General features: G+C 39.3%; 10 protein-coding genes. 9 read left to right on the forward strand and 1 reads right to left on the reverse strand.

Features of this window, described 5'->3' with window-relative positions:
* Positions 1-142: 142 nt before the first annotated feature.
* The 9 genes from B5X70_RS06920 (at position 143) to B5X70_RS06970 (ending at position 18,984) form a co-directional block, all read left to right on the forward strand.
* On the forward strand, positions 143-3,088 hold the full coding sequence (locus tag B5X70_RS06920) for a T9SS type A sorting domain-containing protein (protein ID WP_079557177.1): 2,946 nt from the start codon (positions 143-145) through the stop codon (positions 3,086-3,088).
* A gap of 296 nt (positions 3,089-3,384) precedes the next feature.
* A complete protein-coding gene (locus tag B5X70_RS06925; protein ID WP_079557178.1) occupies positions 3,385-5,229 on the forward strand; it encodes a rhamnogalacturonan lyase in 1,845 nt (614 codons plus the stop codon).
* A gap of 169 nt (positions 5,230-5,398) precedes the next feature.
* Positions 5,399-7,936 carry a rhamnogalacturonan lyase family protein gene (locus tag B5X70_RS06930; protein ID WP_234995075.1) on the forward strand — a complete coding sequence of 846 codons (2,538 nt, stop codon included), beginning with the start codon at positions 5,399-5,401 and terminating at the stop codon, positions 7,934-7,936.
* 58 nt (positions 7,937-7,994) lie between these two features.
* Entirely contained in the window at positions 7,995-9,362 is a 1,368-nt protein-coding gene (locus B5X70_RS06935) for a rhamnogalacturonidase (RefSeq protein ID WP_079557179.1), read from the forward strand.
* A gap of 259 nt (positions 9,363-9,621) precedes the next feature.
* Complete coding sequence (locus B5X70_RS06940) at positions 9,622-10,965, forward strand: RHS repeat domain-containing protein (protein WP_157666454.1); 1,344 nt, start codon at positions 9,622-9,624, stop codon at positions 10,963-10,965.
* Positions 10,966-12,733: 1,768 nt separating this feature from the next.
* Positions 12,734-13,051, forward strand: coding sequence for an L-rhamnose mutarotase (gene rhaM, locus B5X70_RS06955; RefSeq protein WP_079557236.1), 318 nt, complete (start codon positions 12,734-12,736; stop codon positions 13,049-13,051).
* Positions 13,052-13,275: 224 nt separating this feature from the next.
* Positions 13,276-16,287, forward strand: a complete 3,012-nt coding sequence (locus B5X70_RS06960) for a glycosyl hydrolase (RefSeq protein WP_079557183.1) — start codon at positions 13,276-13,278, stop codon at positions 16,285-16,287.
* A gap of 38 nt (positions 16,288-16,325) precedes the next feature.
* Positions 16,326-17,390: a rhamnogalacturonan acetylesterase gene (locus tag B5X70_RS06965; protein ID WP_234995076.1), complete on the forward strand. Its 1,065-nt coding sequence runs from the start codon at positions 16,326-16,328 to the stop codon at positions 17,388-17,390.
* Between the two features lie 178 nt (positions 17,391-17,568).
* Positions 17,569-18,984 carry a glycoside hydrolase family 28 protein gene (locus tag B5X70_RS06970; protein ID WP_079557185.1) on the forward strand — a complete coding sequence of 472 codons (1,416 nt, stop codon included), beginning with the start codon at positions 17,569-17,571 and terminating at the stop codon, positions 18,982-18,984.
* A gap of 70 nt (positions 18,985-19,054) precedes the next feature.
* On the opposite strand, the gene B5X70_RS06975 is transcribed toward B5X70_RS06970, so the two are convergent.
* On the reverse strand, positions 19,055-19,924 hold the full coding sequence (locus tag B5X70_RS06975) for an AraC family transcriptional regulator (protein ID WP_079557186.1): 870 nt from the start codon (positions 19,922-19,924) through the stop codon (positions 19,055-19,057).
* Positions 19,925-20,488 lie beyond the last annotated feature (564 nt).

Consider the following 20,488-nt stretch of genomic DNA (forward strand, 5'->3'; position numbering starts at 1 on the left):
CTTATAGTGGATATTGATGTATCTTAATATAATGCAAAATGTGATCCTCCGGAATTGTTTTTCGGTCTCTTAAAACATAGATCCCCGAATCTCTAAATTGATTCAGCTGATTAATAAATTGTTAAATTTCAAAATCGTTGTTATGAAAAATCTTTATTCTAAAAGTGCCAAAGTGTTAGCTTTGGTCACATTTATGTGTTTTACCGGATTGCAGGTTAATGCACAAGAAAATCTTAATACTTATTGGCGAGGAACTGTAAGTACAGATGCTACAGATGTTCAGAATTGGGATCCCCAAACATGGATTGAAGGAAGACATGTAAATGTTGGCCATGTTGGAACATATGCTGATCCGGCAAACCCCAATTTTCCTGTAATTACAGGAAATGAGAACATTACCATTCTTAATCTTGCAATTGGAGAGCCTTTCCATTTTATCGAAGAAGACGAAGACGGGGAGCCTACCGGAGTTGAGGATGGCCCGCATGATGGTGGAAAGTTAACTTTGTCGCTTGATGATGGTTTCGTTTTTTATCAAGATGGAGGGGGGCATACAGAAGCTGGAGGAACTCTTATAATTTCTTCTGGTGAATTCAACCATCGTCGAAACTATATGCTTAATAAATCTAATGAAGCAACCCTGATTGTTAATGGTACCGGGAGAGCTTTTTTTAGAGACCACCTGGGAATGGGAAATGAGACAACAATTGGTGGTAAAGTTTATATTCAAGATGATGGAGAAGTGGAAGTGCGTGATGCAAATAAACTAATAAGATTTACTCCTCCTCACAGTTTAATGACAATTACCGATAATGGACGATTAATTTTAGCAGGAAATTCACTTGGTTATGGAAGTCAGGTAGATGCTGGAAGTATAACCGGTGGCGATGATTTTTTTATCCATTATTATTATGAGCCGGTAGCTAATAAAACATATTTTGTAGCAAAACCAGAAAGTACTGTTTTGGCCTACTTTACCGATCGTTTGCCTGAAAGAGCAGAATCGTTGGTTGCAGGAGAGGCTGGTCCAGAAATTGCTGTTGAAATGAGTGATTTTGTTGCTACAGCAACAAATTTTGAGTGGAAATATGGAACTACCTCCGGTGGTCCTTATGACAATGTTTTAGGAAGTTCATCAGAATCAAGTGTAGTAACTCCAGTTTTTTCAGGTAGTGGAACATTTTATCTTGTTTGTGAAGTGACTACCCCTTCGGGGACTATAGTTTCAAATGAGTTGTTATTTATAGTAGGTTCTGATAAGTTAAGCTTTTCACCAGATTTAACGCAATATATTCGTGGTAGTCAAACGGGAATTCCTATTACTGTATCATCATCCGCAGGAGAAATTACATCAGGTGAATGGAAGTGGAGCCAAACTCCAGGTATGGGACATCAATCATTTGATCCTGCGCAGACAAGTGTAGAGTTTGCTCCAGATTTTGAGAGTGTTGGAGAATATTTTATTTTGTTTGAAGGTGTGGTTGATGGTGTAACCGAAGTAAGTCAGGAGATTCGCATTGTTAAGCAAGCTTGGAATGCAGGTGCATTGAATATTACCTGGACTGGTGCTATTGATGAGGATTATCACAAAATGGCAAACTGGTCACCTTTGGCATATCCCCACAGAAATAATGTTATTGTTCCTGTTGATGTTCCTCATTGGCCAGTGTTCTCTCACGGTGTGGATACCATCTTTGGTGGTAGTGCCATACATTATAGAGAACCTGTAATGGATGGTGAAACTGTAGTGGAAGAGGCAATATGGGCTAAGTTGATCGTTAGGGGCAGCGAAACAGATTCCTTAAAGTGGAGAGGAAATACTTGGGGCTTAAGAGGTGAATTACTTATTGAATCTGGAGTATTTGTAAAAGATCAGGATTTATTACGTATGGACGCTAATAGTTCCAGATTAACTGTTACTGGTAACGGTGTAGCTATTTTTAATCAATGGGGTAGTTTTGACAATAACACTCTTAACATGGGTGAATCAGATAATCCAACTAGAGGTGGACAGGTAACTGTTTCTGGAAATGGAAAAATTTATTTTCATCCAGCACAAATACACCGACTTACTACTAATCCAGATGCTGAGTATTCAAGATTTCATTTAAGCGATAATGCACAAATGATGTTTCAGGGAGAATACTTAACGGGCGTCGCAAATTATATTGCCTATAATCGGATTATTATTCCTGAAGAACACGAATTTATTAATTTGTATGATCAAATAACCGATTATACTTATTTAATGGCTCGTAATCTTAACGATTTTGCCATTGAGCAAACAGGTATGTTTATTATGCCTATCCTTACCGATTCTGAGGTGTTAACTTTAGTGAATACCGATGGTTTAAGTGAGTTCACATGGAAACATAGTCATAGCCCATTTGGTCCTTGGGAACCATTTGCTCCTGCAGTTGCTGGCGATGCAGTTACCGTTCAATTCGAGAACATTGGTGAATATTACGTAGTTGCTGAAGCTGGTGATGGAACACTTTCATCTAACACATTGATGTTCCGCATTATTGATTTTGCAGTGGAAATTGATGAAGACGGTGGAGCTTACACGTTATCTGTTGAATTACCTGAAGGAATGACTGGTTTAGGATGGCAGTACAAGTTGGTTGAAAGTTCTGAATATGAGGTGTTTGGGCAGGCTGGAACTGAGGTGACATACTTGGTTGACCCATTTGACTTTATGGTAAGCGACGGAGTATTCCACGTAACTTATTTAGGAGTTATGACGGATGATGCCGGACAAGATGTACAATTGTTAGCAGTACCAGTTACTGTAACCATCGCCGATGGAGATCTTGTTTCTGTAGTACTCGGACAACATTCAACTTCATTAGGTAAAGTGAAATCCTTGAATTTGGGAGTATATCCGAATCCAAACAATGGAACTTTCACTTTAAATGCTGGAGCGGATTCATACCTTGTTGAAGTAATTGATATGAATGGAGTAGTTGTTGTCTCCAGAAAAGTTTCTGGTGATGGACAATCAATTACCATTAATCAAAAAGGTATATTCATGGTAAAAGTAACTTCAGCCAATGGCGTAGGAGTTTCTCGTGTAATCGTTAAATAAATTCAATCATTGAATTTATGAGCATTAATTAAGTTCATATAAGCAAATAGCATCTTTCACGGAGTACCGTGAAAGATGCTATTCTTTTTTAAAAGGTTATTAGTTTATTTATCGTTTGTTTTACAATTCTTTTTTAAGTTTCATTTAACTCATGTCTTATTAGACGAATCAGAAGGATTGATTTCTACCCAATTTTTTATCCCTTCAACGTTTTCACATTAAAAGCCTTACTTAATTGCCCAATTGTTTAGATGGAGAAGTAGTGTCGTGCTGAAATATTTTAAACACCAACTGTTATGAGGCTTTATATTATTTTTATTTTAATTCTGGTATCAACATCATCTCTATGTTCCCAGATGCGTGTTGAAAATCTTAATCGTGGATTGGTTGCTGTCAGACAACATGATGGGTATTATTTAAAATGGCGACTACTGGGCAATGAACCTTATAATACTTCTTTTGACATTTATCGTAATAATAAAAAAATTAACGATCGGCCAATCGCCGACGTAACTTCTTATTTTGACTCCATTGCAGCGCTTAACAGCGATTATAAAGTTAAAGCAATAATTGACGATTTGGAAACTGAAATGTCTTCTTCTTCATTTATTATCAATAACACCCAAGGAGAAAATGCCGGTTTTTTTGATATTCCATTAAGACAACCTTCAGAGGGAATTCATGGTGGAAAGTATTTTGCCAATGATGCAAGTGTTGGCGATTTAACCGGAGATGGAAATTATGAAATTGTTGTGAGTTGGAGTCCAAATAATGCGAGGGACAATTCGCATCGCGGAATATCAGATAATGTGTTGTTGGATGCATATACGCTTAATGGTGAGTTTTTATGGAGGATTGATTTGGGTCCAAACATTCGTGCAGGAGCTCATTATACCCAGTTTTTAGTTTTTGATTTGGATGGTAATGGCCGTTCAGAAATCATGGTAAAAACTGCGCCCGGAAGCCGGGATGGAAAGGGGAATTTTTTAAGTAAAGGATCGGCCGCAGATGCTGATCATTCAATTGAATACAGAAATCGTTCAGGATATATACTTGAAGGGCCAGAATATATTACAGTTTTTGATGGACTTACAGGAGTTGAATTGGCAACAGCTGATTATTGGCCACTTCGTGGAAATGTTTCCGACTGGGGAGACAGCTATGGAAACAGAGTGGATCGATTCAATGCCACCATTGCTTATTTGGATGGAGAGCGGCCAAGTGCAGTTTTTCAAAGAGGTTATTACACCAGAATGACACTGGCTGCATGGGATTGGCGCGATGGAAAATTAAGTTTGAGATGGACTTTCGATTCTGATGATGCCGGTCATGAGCAATATGCCGGACAAGGAAATCATTCAATACATGTGATAGATGCTAATAATGATGGTCGCCATGATATAGTAACTGGTTCGGCCGTCATAGGATCAGACGGAACAGGTATGCATACCACCGGTATGGGACATGGAGATGCCACACATGTTACTTACATGATAAAAGATCACCCTTACCCACAGATTTTTATGCCACATGAGTCGGGTGGTCATGGGGTTTCTTTAAGGCATGCCAATAGTGGCGAAATTATTTTTAATCATCGCAACCCCAATGATGTAGGTCGCGGTGTGGGTGCTGAAATTGATCCGGAAATTCCGGGATTTCATTTTTGGGGTACTCACCGACTTGGACTATTTGATATAAATGGAGATGTAGTAGGGGATGTGCCAAATTCAATGAACTTTATAATTTGGTGGGATGGTGACTTAAGTCGGGAATTAATGAACCGAAATAGAATTGATAAATGGAGTATAAGAAATAATAGTTCGACACGACTATTAACGGCAGAGGGTGCCAGATCAATAAATGGCACCAAAGCAACGCCCGTTTTGCAGGCTGATTTGTTTGGTGACTGGCGTGAAGAGGTTGTTCTGCTTAGGGAAGACGGTCAGGCTTTGAGGGTTTACACGACAACAATACCTACTATTCATAAGCTATACACCTTTATGCACGATCCTGTTTACCGTGTTGCAATATCATGGCAAAACTCATCATATAATCAACCTCCACATCCCGGGTTTTATGTTGCTACGGATATGGACTTTCCTCCACCGATACCAAATGTTGTGATTATTGATCAAAGGTAGGTCTTATTGTTAATCAGCTTTAAATCCCAAACTATTAATCATGAAGCCCCAATCCTAAAGAAGATTTATTGTAAAATTGGTTTAATTTAAGTTTCTAGAAATGAGAACGTACAAACAGTTATTTGGTTTGATTTTTTTCGGTATATTTATTCTTTTGACCGAAAATGTGATGTCGCAGAAACAGATGGAGCACCTTAACAGAGGGTTGGTGGCCATTCGTGAGGGAGATGGATATTTTTTAAAATGGCGTTTATTAGGAAACGAACCATACAACACTAAATTCAATATATACAGAGGGGGTGAAAGAATAAATGAAGAACCGGTAAGCACTGTTACCTCCTTTTTGGATGAAACTGCACCACTTAATTCTGTGTATCGTGTACGTGCTGTTATTGACGAAAGAGAAATGGTAGGCAGCAGGCCTGCACGAATAATTAATAACAGGGAAGGCTCTGCCGGATATTTTGATATCCCCTTAAACCGTCCTCCTGCAGGAGTGAGAGGTGGTGTATATACTCCCAATGATGCCAGTGTTGCAGATTTAACTGGAGATGGAGAGTATGAGATTATTCTAAAATGGGATCCGTCCAATTCAAAAGATAACTCTCAAGGTGGACATACTGATAATGTTCTATTGGATGCTTATACCATGGATGGAGTTTTTATGTGGAGGATAGATCTGGGACAAAACATCAGAGCCGGAGCTCATTATACTCAGTTTCTTGTGTATGACTTTGATGGTAATGGTCGAGCCGAGATCATGGTTAAAACGGCTCCCGGAACTAAAGATGGATTGGGCAATTATATCAATAAAGGACCTGCTGTTAACGCACAACACGAAATTGATTATAGTAACGACTGGGGTTGGATTCTTAGCGGACCGGAGTATATCACTGTTTTTGATGGTTTAACAGGAGAAGAGTTGGCTACTGACAACTATTGGCCTTTACGAGGAAGTGTAGCATCTTGGGGAGATAATTATGGTAATCGTGTCGATCGTTTTAATGCTGCGGTGGCATACGTGGACGGGGAGAGACCCTCAGGAGTATTTCAACGCGGTTATTATACCCGGATGACTTTTGCTGCGTGGGATTGGCGAAATGGACGTTTAACCCGCAAATGGACATTTGACTCAAATACAGCCGGCAATAGCGCATATTTTGGACAAGGAAATCATTCAATTCATATCATTGATGCAAATGGCGATGGACGTCATGATATCGTGACGGGGGCCGCTACGATTGCTTCAGATGGAACAGGCATGCACGCCACAGGGCGTGGTCATGGTGATGCCACACATGTAACTTACATGATTAAAGATGATCCACGACCACTTATTTTTATGCCATATGAGAGTGGAGGACACGGCGTATCTCTGCGTTACGCAGATGATGGAGAGTTAATTTTTAATCACAGACAGGCCGGCGATATTGGTCGCGGAGTGGGAGCAGAAATTGACCCTCAGCGTCCCGGGTTTCATTTCTGGGCTTCCGGTGGTCTGGGGCTTTATGACACCAGAGGGGTTAAAGTGGGGAATGTACCTAATTCTATTAATCATATCATTTGGTGGGATGGAGAGCTTAGTAGGGAGCTTCTTAACTCGAATAGAATTGACCGATGGAGCATTGCAAACAATTCATCAACCCGGTTGCTAACTGCCAATGGAGCAAGTTCAATAAATGGGACAAAAGCCAATCCTGTTTTACAGGCTGATTTGTTTGGAGACTGGCGCGAAGAAGTTATTTTCAGACGCGATGACAACAATGCTCTCAGGGTTTACACCACAACAATTCCAACAACGCATAAATTATACACATTTATGCACGATCCCATATACCGGGTAGCAATTTCATGGCAGAATTCGTCCTATAATCAACCTCCTCATCCCGGATTTTATGTTGCAACAGATATGGACTTTCCTCCACCAACGCCGGACATAGCTCTTGTAAGTGGAGTTAATAGAGGAAGTGGAAAAGTAATTAAAAATCTCATTGTACAAGATATTCCAAATGCTGAAATCTGGGAGTTAATGGAGGGTTTGTCTGAGAGTGATGCCATTTATGGCGATTTTAATTTTTATGTTAATCCGCTACCAGAATTTCTTGCAGGGGCTGAGTGGATTCGCACGGCCAATGCATCCCGAAGACTGTCAACTAGAGATGTTATTGCTCAATTTGAAGTTGAGCACGATGCCATTGTTCATGTTTTACACACACAGAGAGTATCCAATAAACCAGATTGGTTGTCAGAATATGATAAAGCTGGTGAAATTGCTGTCGTAAATATTTCTGGTGCATCAACTTTAATGGACTTGTACAGTAAGGAGGTGCAAGCAGGAGAGTCTGTATCTCTTGGAATAAATTCTATCGATGGTGCTGCAAATGCATTTATGTATATGGTGGCGGTAGAATCTGATGTAATTTCCAATATTAATTACATCAAACCTGAAAGAGCCTCATTGAGCGTTTATCCCAATCCTTTTAATAATTCAGCTACAATTGAGTTTAAACAGGAAGTTCAGGCTCCAGTAAGACTGGAACTGTATGATATTAATGGGCGTTTGGTAAGAGTGCTGATGCAAGGCTCTCATTTCAGCGGGTCTCGCACCATAACGTTTGAGAGGGATGGTCTTGCAGCAGGAGTATATATTCTTCAGTTAGTTTCAGACAATCAAATGTTTCAGGAAAAGATTATTATTATGAATTAGGGATGTTGGATTTTAGATTGTTTAAATGGATGAATTGAAATCAATTAAATATATAAATATGGTAAGAAAAATTCTATTTTTAGTGATGACTCTTATACCGGTGATGCTTTTTTCCGGAGAGTATAACAAAGATAAAACTGTTGATCTTTTCCCGGATGGAACTCCAATTCCAGAATGGTTTCGCATTATTGAACCAACAGATATCAATAAACTTGGGAAACATTATAGAGTTACTGATTATGGTGTAAAAAATGATAGTACTATTTTGCAAACAGAGCAAATTCAGGCAGTCATTGATAAAGCTTATGAAGCAGGTGGCGGGGTTGTTATAATTCCTCCAGGCACTTTTTTAAGTAGTTCTATCTTTTTTAAGCAGGGAACTCATTTGCACCTGGAAGAAGGTGCAATGCTCAAAGGCAGCGATGATATTAGTGATTTTCCAATTATGATGACACGTATTGAAGGAGAATGGCGGAAATATTTTCCTGCGCTGGTTAATGCTGATGGGCTTGATGGCTTTACCATATCCGGTAAAGGAACTATTGATGGAAACGGAATGCGCTATTGGAAGGCCTTTTGGTTGCGTAGGGCGTTTAACCCGGATTGCACCAACCTGGACGAAATGCGCCCGCGATTATTGTTTGTTTCAAATAGTCGAAATGTCCAGATTTCCGGAATTACTCTTCAAAACTCTCCGTTTTGGACCACCCATTTTTACAAATGTGAGTATGTGAAGTTGTTGGATTTGTACATATACTCACCTTACGAGCCCGTGAAAGCTCCAAGTACAGATGCCATTGATCTGGATGTTGTCAGAAATGTATTGATTAAAAACTGTTACATGTCGGTTAATGATGATGCGGTGGCATTAAAAGGAGGTAAAGGCCCCAATGCCGATCAGATGGAGGAGAACGGAGGCAATTACAACATCATCATTGAGGACTGTACGTTTGGATTTTGTCATGGTGCTTTAACTTTCGGAAGTGAATCAATTCACAATAGAAATATTATTATGCGCCGGATTCAGGTGAATCATGCTCAGCGCTTGTTGTGGTTAAAGATGCGTCCTGATACACCTCAAAATTATGAATACGTTCTGGTGGAAGACATCGAAGGTAGTCATGTTGGGAATTTCCTTTATGTGCGTCCCTGGACACAGTTTTATAATCTTCAGGGAGAGCAAGAGATGAGAATGTCCTATGCCAGCAACATCACCATGCGAAACATCAATATGGATTGTGATGTTTTATTTATGGTTGAGATAGAAGACCCGTGGGGGACGGTCGAAAGATTTGATTTTGAACTGAGCGATTTTACATTTGAAAACCTTGACATTGAAGCTCGTAAAGACGCCCGAATTAATAAAGATCTTGTAGATAATCTGCGCCTTATTAATGTTGTTGTTAATGGTGAAAAAGTAGAGTAAACCATAGATTCAGAGGCGGCGAAGCCGCCTCTGAATCTCAACCCCACTCCCAATAATAATAGTTGTCATTCCAAACGGAGTGAGGAATCTTTGTTCGTGTTCTTTAGAATGCAACTATTGTTAAATTAGTGCAGTCTGTAAAATATTATTTTACAAACTATTTACTACGATGGTCAACTACCCACAATAGACTCTGTTCTCAATTTTTTTATCTCAAAAATAGTTCAGGACTTCTTTTAACAAAATGAATTTCAATAAAATGAAATCCATTACCCAAGGTAATAAATCCCATCACCTGACTTATGGAACCAACCAACAGCGCATCAAAGGCACGTTTGCAACCTCAGGTAATACCACCCTCACCAAATATTACCTTGGCAATTACGAAGAAGAAGTTTCTCCCGATGGTTCTGTCCGAAAACTTCACTATATTTACGGAGGCAACGGCCTGGCTGCCATCATGGATTACTCCAATGGTCAGGAAAAACTTTACTATACCTATTCCGATTACCAGGGCAACCTGTTGGCAGTGGCCAACGAAGCCGGGCAGGTAGTAGAGCGCTACGCTTACGACCCGTGGGGCGCACGCCGCAACCCGAGCGACTGGTCACAACCCGATACTCGCGCCAACCTGCTGTTCTCACGTGGCTACACCATGCACGAGCACCTGGACGATTTCGGCCTCATTAACATGAACGGGAGAATGTACGATCCCCTCATGGCTCAATTCCTAAGTCCCGATCCGTTTATTCAGGCTCCGGGGAATTGGTTTAATTATAATCGGTATGGGTATTGTTTGAATAATCCGTTGATATATAATGACCCAAGTGGTTATATTTTTAAGAAATTTGGCAGGTGGGTAAAAAAACAGTGGTATGATGCATGGGACGGGCTAGATCAGTTTGCCAGGTGGGCTGATAAAAAAGGTATTCCTTCCGGGGGAGTTGGAATTGGAGTTCAAGGTGGTAGCGGATATGGGTATGCTCATGTTGGAGGAGCAACTGTTTATGACTCTCGAAATAATAACCAGTTTGACGCAGGAGTTAATGCAGTAAAAGCTGTTGATGATGTAAGATATTTGCAGGGATTTGCCGCAAACGGAGGGGGTGCAATAGAATCATCAAGTAGGGGATTAGAATTTGGGAGCAAAATTTTTGAATTTTGGGCTTTAAATGCATATGCTCGACAGTCTGACAACTGGCTTTATGCTGAAAAATTCTATGGCTCTGTTGAAACTGGTGGGAGCTCCGGCAACCCCAAATTACTCAAATTATCAAAAGTTGGTGCCAGAGTTAATACAGGTGCGAGCATAGTTACAACGGGTTTCGCATATGGGGAGATGGTTTTTGGTGAGCCGCAACCTATAACTTATGTTGATGCTAGCGTTGGAACAGTTGGATTGGTATCTGTTGTGACCTCTAAACTTAGTGGAGTTAGTATCCCCGGTGTTGGTATGGGGGTGACTTATTATGGTACTGCCAGATTGGGTTGGGATGTTGGAGCTTCATTTGCCCCAAAATATGGTTTGATAAATGGCTACTATTGGGAGCGGAACAGGCATCTAAGACCTCGCAGATCAATTTTGCAAGACATCAACTTTTAACTCAGTAAAAAGTAAGATTTATTTCTAAAGTGTTAATTATGCAAAATTTATACTTTTTAATTTGGTCAGAAGCAATTCAACGTTTTTGGAAGCACTCTTCCCATACAGAATGGAAATGGTCAGTTTTTACATTTGTAACATGGATGAATGCATTAAATTTATATATTATCGTCTTGTGGTTAGAATATTTTGATATCTATACCATACCAAAATTACACGTAAACATTTTTCCTGGAGAATTATTGGATCGATTTACTCGTTTTGCTATTACTTTTGCTGGTCCCTTTGCAGTGATTAATTACTTCTTGATTTTTTTCAGGAATCGATACGAAAAGATCGTTGAACGGTACAAAGTGATAAAAAAAAACTATTTCATAATATACTCAGTATCCATGATTGTTGGCGCCCTACTGAGCACATATTTGTATGGAATATTAACCTATTATGGAAGTTAGTATTGCATAGAGGGTATTTGACCAAGCAAAGCGACAGAGCCGAGCGGTAACTCGTCCCTTTATATTCACTGCTAACAAAGCTTTCACTTGTGGCATAGAAAGAAATCTTACAATAAAACAGAATGCTCCCCGTTGGAGCGAGTTTGTAACTCGTTCTGCCGTTGGTACATTGCCCATAGTAGGGACGGGATTGACCGCTGGTTGGGAAAGCGGAAGATTAATCTGTAGCACACGAGGATACCAAAGTTTTAAATACAATTTTTGGAGGAGTTTCTATGAGTGGAGAATGGGAGTTTCTATCGAGTCTCATCCTATTTATTGGGATCACTTTCACCGTCTTTATAAACCATAAATGATTTCTGTGATGTTTAGTTTTTATCGTTACATTTTTTGTAAGTCTTATCATTTTTGTATAAACGTATTTCAAGAAGATGAGTTTCCGTTTTATTGGGCTACAACAAGTGTTGTGTTTCTTGTCTTTGCTAATATTGTAAGTGTTATTGGTTTTGCTCAATATTACTTATTACAAGATGGTTACAATAGCTTTTCTTACATTTATAAATATGCGTTTATCTTATTAATGATACTAGCTAATATTTATATGTACTTCAAAAAAAGATATTTACACCATATCAATTATTGCAATGAAATATCACCCAAACGCTCAAAATTTTACCGCATTCTTAGTATTATATATTATGTGGTTACTTTTTATGCGTTCTTCAAAAGTGCCGACATGTTAAGGGGTTTAAATATTCCGTAACTTGTATAAATTAAGATCCCCCGCTCGGCGAAGTTTCTTTACAAGCAAAGCGACAGAGCCGAGCGGTAGCTCGTTCCTTTATATTCACTGCTAACAAAGCTTCCAATCGTGGCATGGAAAGTAATCTTACAGTAATACAGAATGCGCTGCAAGTGCAAATTTTAATTCGTGCTATTAGGCTTGAGGTCAAAAGTTTAGCCAAATAGAGGTTCCTAAGTTCCACTTTAACCGGATTAAAATCCGGCTTTATAAAATCAGACGTTCCTGCGGAACTTAATAAAAATACATAATTGTAATTTACTTATAATTAAGAATTTGCTATATTTTAATCCCGCCGTGCAGGACTTCGCTGCGCTCAGCATCGAGCGATCTAAAATCTATCAATCTATTCTTAGTGTATCAAAAAGTTAAAGAGAATTCCCAGTTTGTGTATTGATGTTAATTTGATTGCGTAATATCTTTGATTTTGTAAATTGTGTTAAATAGGGACATGAGAAGAATTTCTGAATGTTTCTTTTTTGTATTGATTTTTAATAAATTAGTTGATATTATGGTTAAGAGATTTGCTTTTAAGATGTTCCTTAAGCCAGGGTTCAGGGATGAATATAAAAAACGTCATGATGAAATATGGCCGGAACTGGAAGAGCTCATTCGATCAACAGGAGTATATGATTACTCTATTTTTTTAGATGAAGAGACCAATATCCTTTTTGCTGTTCAGAAACAAAAAGGTGAAGCATCGTCTCAGGATTTGGGGACAAATCCAATAGTTCAGAAGTGGTGGGCTTATATGGCAGACATTATGGAAACGAATCCTGATAACTCGCCCATCACCATACCTTTGGATGAGGTGTTTTACTTGGACTAGTGCCAAGTCAACCAAAAGATTTCGGGTTTATCTGGTGCGTTTGGTGGTTCCCCTCGGCTTCGACTTGCGACTTCGGTGTGAGTTCAGTCGAACGCTCATCCGAACGGGGTTAGGGGTGAGTGAGGGAGATAATTCATATTTGGCTTAACGCTAGCCTATTATCGTGGAATAATTCCGATTTCCATACAATGATATAAAGATTTTTATTATAAAAATATACTGTTATGAGTTTTTTTTCTGGTTTTAAAAAGCACAGCAATACAAAAGGTTACATGTTGGTTTTTATGGCCTTTTGGTTTTTGTTTTCTTCTTGTGAGGAAGATCCTGCTCAAAAGGTACAAGTTTGGCCGGAAGTAACAAACGAAATGAAACCATGGACTCGTTGGTGGTGGATGGGGAGCGCAGTGAACGAGTCGGATCTTACTTATGTTCTTGAAGATTTTGCTGCCAGAGGCATTGGTGGTGTCGAGATTGCTCCCATATATGGAGCAAAAGGATACGAAGACCAATACATCGATTTCCTTTCGCCCCGTTGGATGGAAATTCTTCAGTTTGTAGTGCAAAAATCCAACGAACTCGGAATGGAAGTTGATATGACAAATGGCACTGGTTGGCCATTTGGAGGCCCTCATATAACAAACGATGTTGCTGCACGCAGGTTAATCATGCAGGAGTATCAGGTAAGTGCAGGACAATCAGAACAGCCGTTAATCTTACTCAACGATCAACGTCGCCGGGAGTATGGTGCGCCATTGATTGCAATAACTGCATATGGTCCAAATGGTGAAATTGAACTCGTGACGGACTATTTGAATGAAGAAAATAAGCTTACGTGGCAACCAAAATCAGGAACATGGGATGTTATTGCAGCTTTCAATGCTCACAATCGTATGTTGGTAAAAAGAGCTGCCCCTGGTGGCGAAGGTTATACGTTCGACCATCTGAATGCTCCGGCTTTAAGTCATTATTTATCCCGATTTGATGAAGTTTTTGAAGGTCGAAATCCCGGTTTACGTTGTTTTTTTAATGACAGTTATGAAGTGTTTGGTGCCAGTTGGAGTTATGGGTTTCTCGATGAATTCAATAGTCGGAGAGGTTATGATTTGCGACATTTTTTCAGAGAATTAAATGGTCAGGGGGATACTGAAATCATTGCACGAGTAAAGTCTGACTATCGTCAGACCATGTCTGAATTGTTAATCCAGAATTTCAGTTCTCAATGGACTGCGTGGGCCAACAACAAAGGCGCAAAAACCAGAAATCAATCCCATGGATCACCTGCCAACCTGATTGATGTTTATGCAACGGTTGATATACCGGAAATCGAAACTTTTGGTGGGGAGTATTTTCCTATTGATGGTTTCTTTTGGGATGAGGATTATGTCAGTCCTGCCGACCATAACCCATTGTTTTTAAAGTTAGCCGCTTCCGCGGCTAATATTACCGGTAAACGACTGGTGTCCTGCGAGACATTTACATGGGTAGGAGAGCACTTCAGAGTTCCTCTATCTCAATGCAAGCCTGAGGCCGAACAGGTATTCCTTTCAGGTGTTAACCATATTTTTTATCATGGATCAACTTACTCGCCGCAAGAGGCCATGTGGCCAGGCTGGTTGTTTTATGCCTCTGTTCACTTTGGTCCTACCAATAGTTTTTGGCCTCATGTAAGTGGACTAAATGAGTACATTACTCGTTGTCAGAGTATACTACAACAGGGTACTGCTGCTAACGATATTTTGGTTTATTGGCCTCTTTTTGATACCTGGCAAAGTGAAGAAGGATTGGAGATGATGATGGCTGTTCATGGATCCAGAAGGTGGTTGAATTTGCCAAAAATTCAATCGTTGCTTGATCGTGGTTATGCCTTTGATTTTGTGTCTGATTCATTGTTGGGAACTCTTACGCCACAAAGTAATAAATTACTTACCATCGATGGTCAAAATGCGTACAGTGCCATTGTTGTACCCAAGTGCCATAACATGCCTCTTAAAACTTTGAAAAAGTTAATCCGTTTTGCTGAAAATGGAGTTCCGGTAATATTTGAGAATCTGCCTAAAGATGTTCCCGGTTTGAGTAATCTTGAAGAGCGAAGAAACATTATGAGAGGTCTTTTAAATGAGTTCTCTGAAGAAGTTCAATCAGAAGGCCTTACTCTCAAAAGAAGCTCCCGGGCTGAGTTTATTCTTTCAGATGATCCGGAGATAGCTCTTGCCTATGCCGGCGTTGAAAGAGAGAGGTTTACTGATGTGGGTCTGAAATATTTACGTCGCCATTCCAGTGAGGGACTATATTACTACCTGGTAAATCATACACCAGATAAAATAGATGCCGTTATACCTGTTAATTTCACAGCCAAACATGTAATCATGTTGGATCCTCAAACGGGAGATTATGGATTGATTCCTGCCAATTCTTCCAACGGGAAATCCAATCTTAAGATACAGGCCAGGTCAGGTGAAGCATACTTTCTCCTGTTTACCGATAAAGATGTTAGTGACGTGCCACAGTGGAATTATAGAAAATCACTTGCTGACGAGTTTATTGTAGATGGAGAGTGGGAAATTGAATTCTTTGAAGGTGGTCCATCTCTTCCAGAATCAGTAAAAATAGGTGGTTTAAAGCCATGGACTGAATTAGGAAATGCTCAAATGAATAAATTCTCAGGAACAGCAAGATATACCATCAATTTTAATTATGAAGGTAAATCCCATCCTGAATATCTGCTCGATCTTGGAAATGTGATGCATAGTGCTCGGGTAATTCTAAATGGAAACGATCTTGGATTGGTGTGGAGTCCTCCTTATATCATCAATGTTGGAGAATATCTCAAAGATGGTGAAAATGTCTTGGAAATAGAAGTTGCCAATCTGATGGCTAACAGAATCCGGAATATGGACATCAATAATATCGAATGGCAACTTTTTCATGAGATTAATTTTGTAAACATCCGCTACAGACATTTTGATGCTTCCGATTGGGAGGTGATGCCTTCCGGGCTTGAGGGGCCGGTTAAAATCATTCCGCAAATAAATATCCCTGCAAGAACACCTGGTGATTTGGTTAAAGATGGGAAAGAGGAAGCAGAATTGGTGTTTAATTTTGGCTCAAAACAGGGAAATGATGGATATTACCCGGTTCAGGCCTCCTCATTATACAATCAGGTAATTGGATATGGATTTGATTTTGGAACGAAACCGCTGTCGTCAATGGACGACAGCTCCCGATTTTTTTTTTAGAAGGTTGCTGTTATTCCTCTGAATCATTCTACTTTTCGGTGAATTTGCCGGAGGGGAATTATCTGATAACAATATATTCCGGACATCCTCACTTAAAGTCATCTCTTACGGTTAAAGCAGAATCACGTAGGTGGATGTTAGAGGATATTGTAACTCAACCCGGTGAAATTGCAGAAAATTCATTCGTGGTTAATGTCAGAACTCCATATATTTCCGATATGGATTCCATCAGACGCAAACCACGTGAATATGATTATCTCAATTGGGACAAAAAGTTAACATTAGAATTTACAGGGATAAATCCTTCTGTTTATGGGTTGAAAATAAAACCTCAGAATGATATAACAACCATGTTTCTTGCAGGAAATTCAACTGTTGTAGATCAGGAATATGAGCCATACGCTTCCTGGGGCCAAATGATAACGAGGTATTTCGATCAAAATGTTGTGGTAGCCAATTATGCCGAATCGGGGGAATCTTTATCTTCCTTTAAAAGTGCGGGAAGATTAAAGAAAATCCTAAGTGAGATGAATTCTGGCGATTACCTCTTTATTGAATTTGGACATAATGATCAAAAGCAATCAGGAGAAGGAGTTGGTCCCTGGACATCATTTACTGATTTGCTGAAAGAGTTTATTGAAGAAACCCGAAATATTGGAGGAAACCCGGTTTTGGTAACCCCAATGCATCGACGTGTTTTTGATGAGAACGGCGGTGTTGTAGCTACCCACGATGATTATCCTGATGCAATGCGGGTTGTAGCTAAAACCGAAAATGTACCGTTGATTGATCTTAATCTCATGAGCAAAAGTGTTTATGAAGCCTGGGGTTCTAATGAATCAAAAAAGGCGTTTGTTCATTACCCGGCTGGAACGTTTCCCGGGCAACAAAATGACTTAAGGGACAATACCCATTTTAATAATTATGGAGCATGGATTATGGCGCTTTGCATTATAAAAGGGATGAGAGAGAGTACCCCTTTGTTGGCTCAATTTTTAGCTGCCGATGCGCCTATGATTGATACTAATGCACCTTTCCCTTACTCGAATTGGACCATGCCACATAGTTTTAGGACAACCGCAGAAAAACCTGATGGTAATTAATCTGTTTGCTTTACAATCAGAATATATTTAACGAACTGATGAGTTGATGACTTAACAACCTCCCAATCAAATTGATAAGAATAGCTTAAAACAATATTTTAAATAAAACTCGTCCCGAGGCTTCGGGACGAGTTTTCCCAAGGCTTCGGGAGTAACTATAAAAACAAATTATAAACACATGAAACGATTTTTTTCAATCTTATTAGTAGCACTTATTACATTTGGTGCAAACTCGCAGGAATGGCTGTCGAAAGTTGGGGCACAGAGTTTTCCTGATGGAGAAAGGGTTTACAGAGTAAATGACTACAATGACGTATTTGAAGGATACCCACCCATTGCATCTACCTCCGGAATTCAGGCAGCCATTGATGATTGTGCGGCAAATGGAGGAGGTAAAGTAGTTTTTGATCCTGGTGTTTATCATACGGGAGCACTATTTCTTAAGGATAATGTTAACCTGGTAATTGGTGAAGGTGTAGAGCTGCGTGCTCTTATTGGTCTCGAGTATTATCCGGAAATAAAAACACGTGTAGCAGGAATTGAAATGATGTGGCCTTCAGGAGTTATCAATATTCTTGACAAATCAAATGTGGCAGTTACAGGAGGTGGATTAATTCATGCACAGGGCAAATATCATTGGGAGAGGTATTGGAATCTAAGGCATGAATATACACCACAAGGCTTGCGTTGGGCTTCAGATTATGATTGTAAAAGAGTGCGTACCATTCAGGTTTCAAATTCCACCGATGTTACATTGAAGGGTTTCAGAGTCAAGCAGGCAGGGTTTTGGACAGTACACATTCTGTATTCCCGGCACGTAACTGTAAACGGGTTAACCATCAGAAACAACATTGAAGGTATGGGCCCTAGTACCGATGGTGTAAATGTGGACTCTTCTTCCTTTGTGCATATTTTTAATTGCGATGTAGATTGTAATGACGACAATTTTACGGTAAAAGCTGGGCGTGATGCCGACGGACTTCGCGTTAATATTCCCTCGGAGTATGTTTATATACATGACAATATTGCCAGAAGAGGAGGAGGTGCTTTGGTTATTGGCAGTGAAACTTCAGGATGGATTCGGCACGTTAAAGTCGAAAACATGAAGGCCATAGGAACAAACCATGTAATGCACCTTAAATCTGCTTTTACTCGTGGAGGTGGGATTGAATACATTGAAATGGATAACGTTCAGGCCGAAAACGTGCGAACATTCCTTACAGTTACTTTAAACTGGAACCCAGAATATAGCTACGCTACTTTGCCCGATGGCATGGATGAAATGCCTGAACATTGGAAGGTTATGTTGCAGGAAGTTCCACGAGAGCAAGGCATTGCCACTATTAGAAATGTAAAATTATCCAACATTCATACCATCAATGCACAAACAGCTTTTCATGTGACAGGAGCCGAGGAGTCTCCAATTACAGGATTCGGTTTTAGCAATATTTTTGTGCAGGCTCAAAGAGCAGGTGTTTTATCGCATGTAAGAGATTGGACAATGGAGAGTGTAACCATTAAAACACCCGGTGCACAGGAGTTGGATTTGCGCAATACAAGAAGGGTCAGGATGAATAGGGTCGAATATAAATAAAAATCTGTATTTGGTTGTTTTTGATGTGTGTGAAATGAGAAACCGGAAAACGTTCCGGTTTCTTCACTAATTATTCATCATTTCGCATTTCTGATGGAGGTTGACCCATTTTATTCTTAAAAAGTCTGCTAAAATAGTGTATGGAATCAAACCCGGTTTCATATGCAACTTGTTTTATTGGCATATCGGTAGCCAACAGCAGTTCCTTTGCCCGCATAAGTCTTAAATGTAAATGATATTGACCCGGAGACACACCCGTATGTTTCTTAAACATCTTTCGAAAGTAGGAATATCCAAGATTGAGAGATGATGCAAGTTCTTTAAAATCTAAGTCCTGGTGAAGGCTATCTCTCATTATGAACTTAGCATCCTCCATGGCGATTTCCAATGGCTTTCCCTTAAAGTCTCGGTTTTTTACATGTGAAACTACCGAGCCAAGTAAGCGAATGGCTATACCTGAGGATATCAACTGAAACCCGGGTTTTTCTTTTTGTGCAAGCTCGAATATTCTGTGATAGCAATCAAGAACACTCTCTTTCAAGCCACATTTAATCACTGGGCTTTTTGCATTTAAAATTGGATTAGTAAATAATCGGTCAATAATATCCCCTTCAATTCCAATGTAATGCTCCACCCATCCGGTTTTTTTATTGGGTCTGTATCTATGCCATACTCCGGGTTTTATAAGCATTATGGTTCCGGCTTCGATCTTATGTTTTTCCGATTTTGTTTCCAGTATCCCACTTCCTTCTGTAATGTAATTAATTTGGTATTCTGAAAGCGTTCTTCCGGAGCTCCAATTAAAAAAGTAGCCATTAGGATGTTCTGGAGCAGGATATATAGCTCCTGGTTCAACGGTAGCTTTCCCTACTACATTAAAAGCTATCCCCCATTGTTTATCTTCTTGGCTAGAAGTGAGATATTTAAAAAAATCATCCATAAATTGGTGGTGGTTAGTTGGCGTGTAAAGTGATTTAGGAATCGTAAAATTATAATCAAATATTGTACCGTTTTAAGGTCAGGGAGGGGCATTTATAAAGCTATGGGCGAGGTTTTGATGAGGTATCGTATTTTGTTTTCTTTGATTATGATGTTATATAAACATTATCCTCTGTTACAAAAAAAAGTCATAAACTTTAATGATTAAACGTTATAACGTTTAATCAAAATTCATCATAGATTCAAATCTCAATTTCAACTAAATCTGCGTAAAAATAGCATTTTAAAGGATTTTTACTATTCTATTTAAACTTTATTTTCTGAAGGTTATTATTGTTAAGTAAGTTTGAGTTATGTTCTATGTTTATAAATCGAAAGATTCTTAGTTATTTATCTCACTAATTTGACCTAAGTGTCAAATTAGTTAAAACAAATGCCAGTTTGTGTATTGTTGACTGATTTATTATTAAATAATTTTGTAATAGTTTTACTTTTTTTTGGGAACTTAACTTAAGAAGCCATAGCAAAGTCGTTCTTCGTTAGGCAGAACAACAATCGAGATGAT

The organism is Alkalitalea saponilacus (genome assembly GCF_900168165.1).
Taxonomy (GTDB): domain Bacteria; phylum Bacteroidota; class Bacteroidia; order Bacteroidales; family Marinilabiliaceae; genus Natronoflexus; species Natronoflexus saponilacus.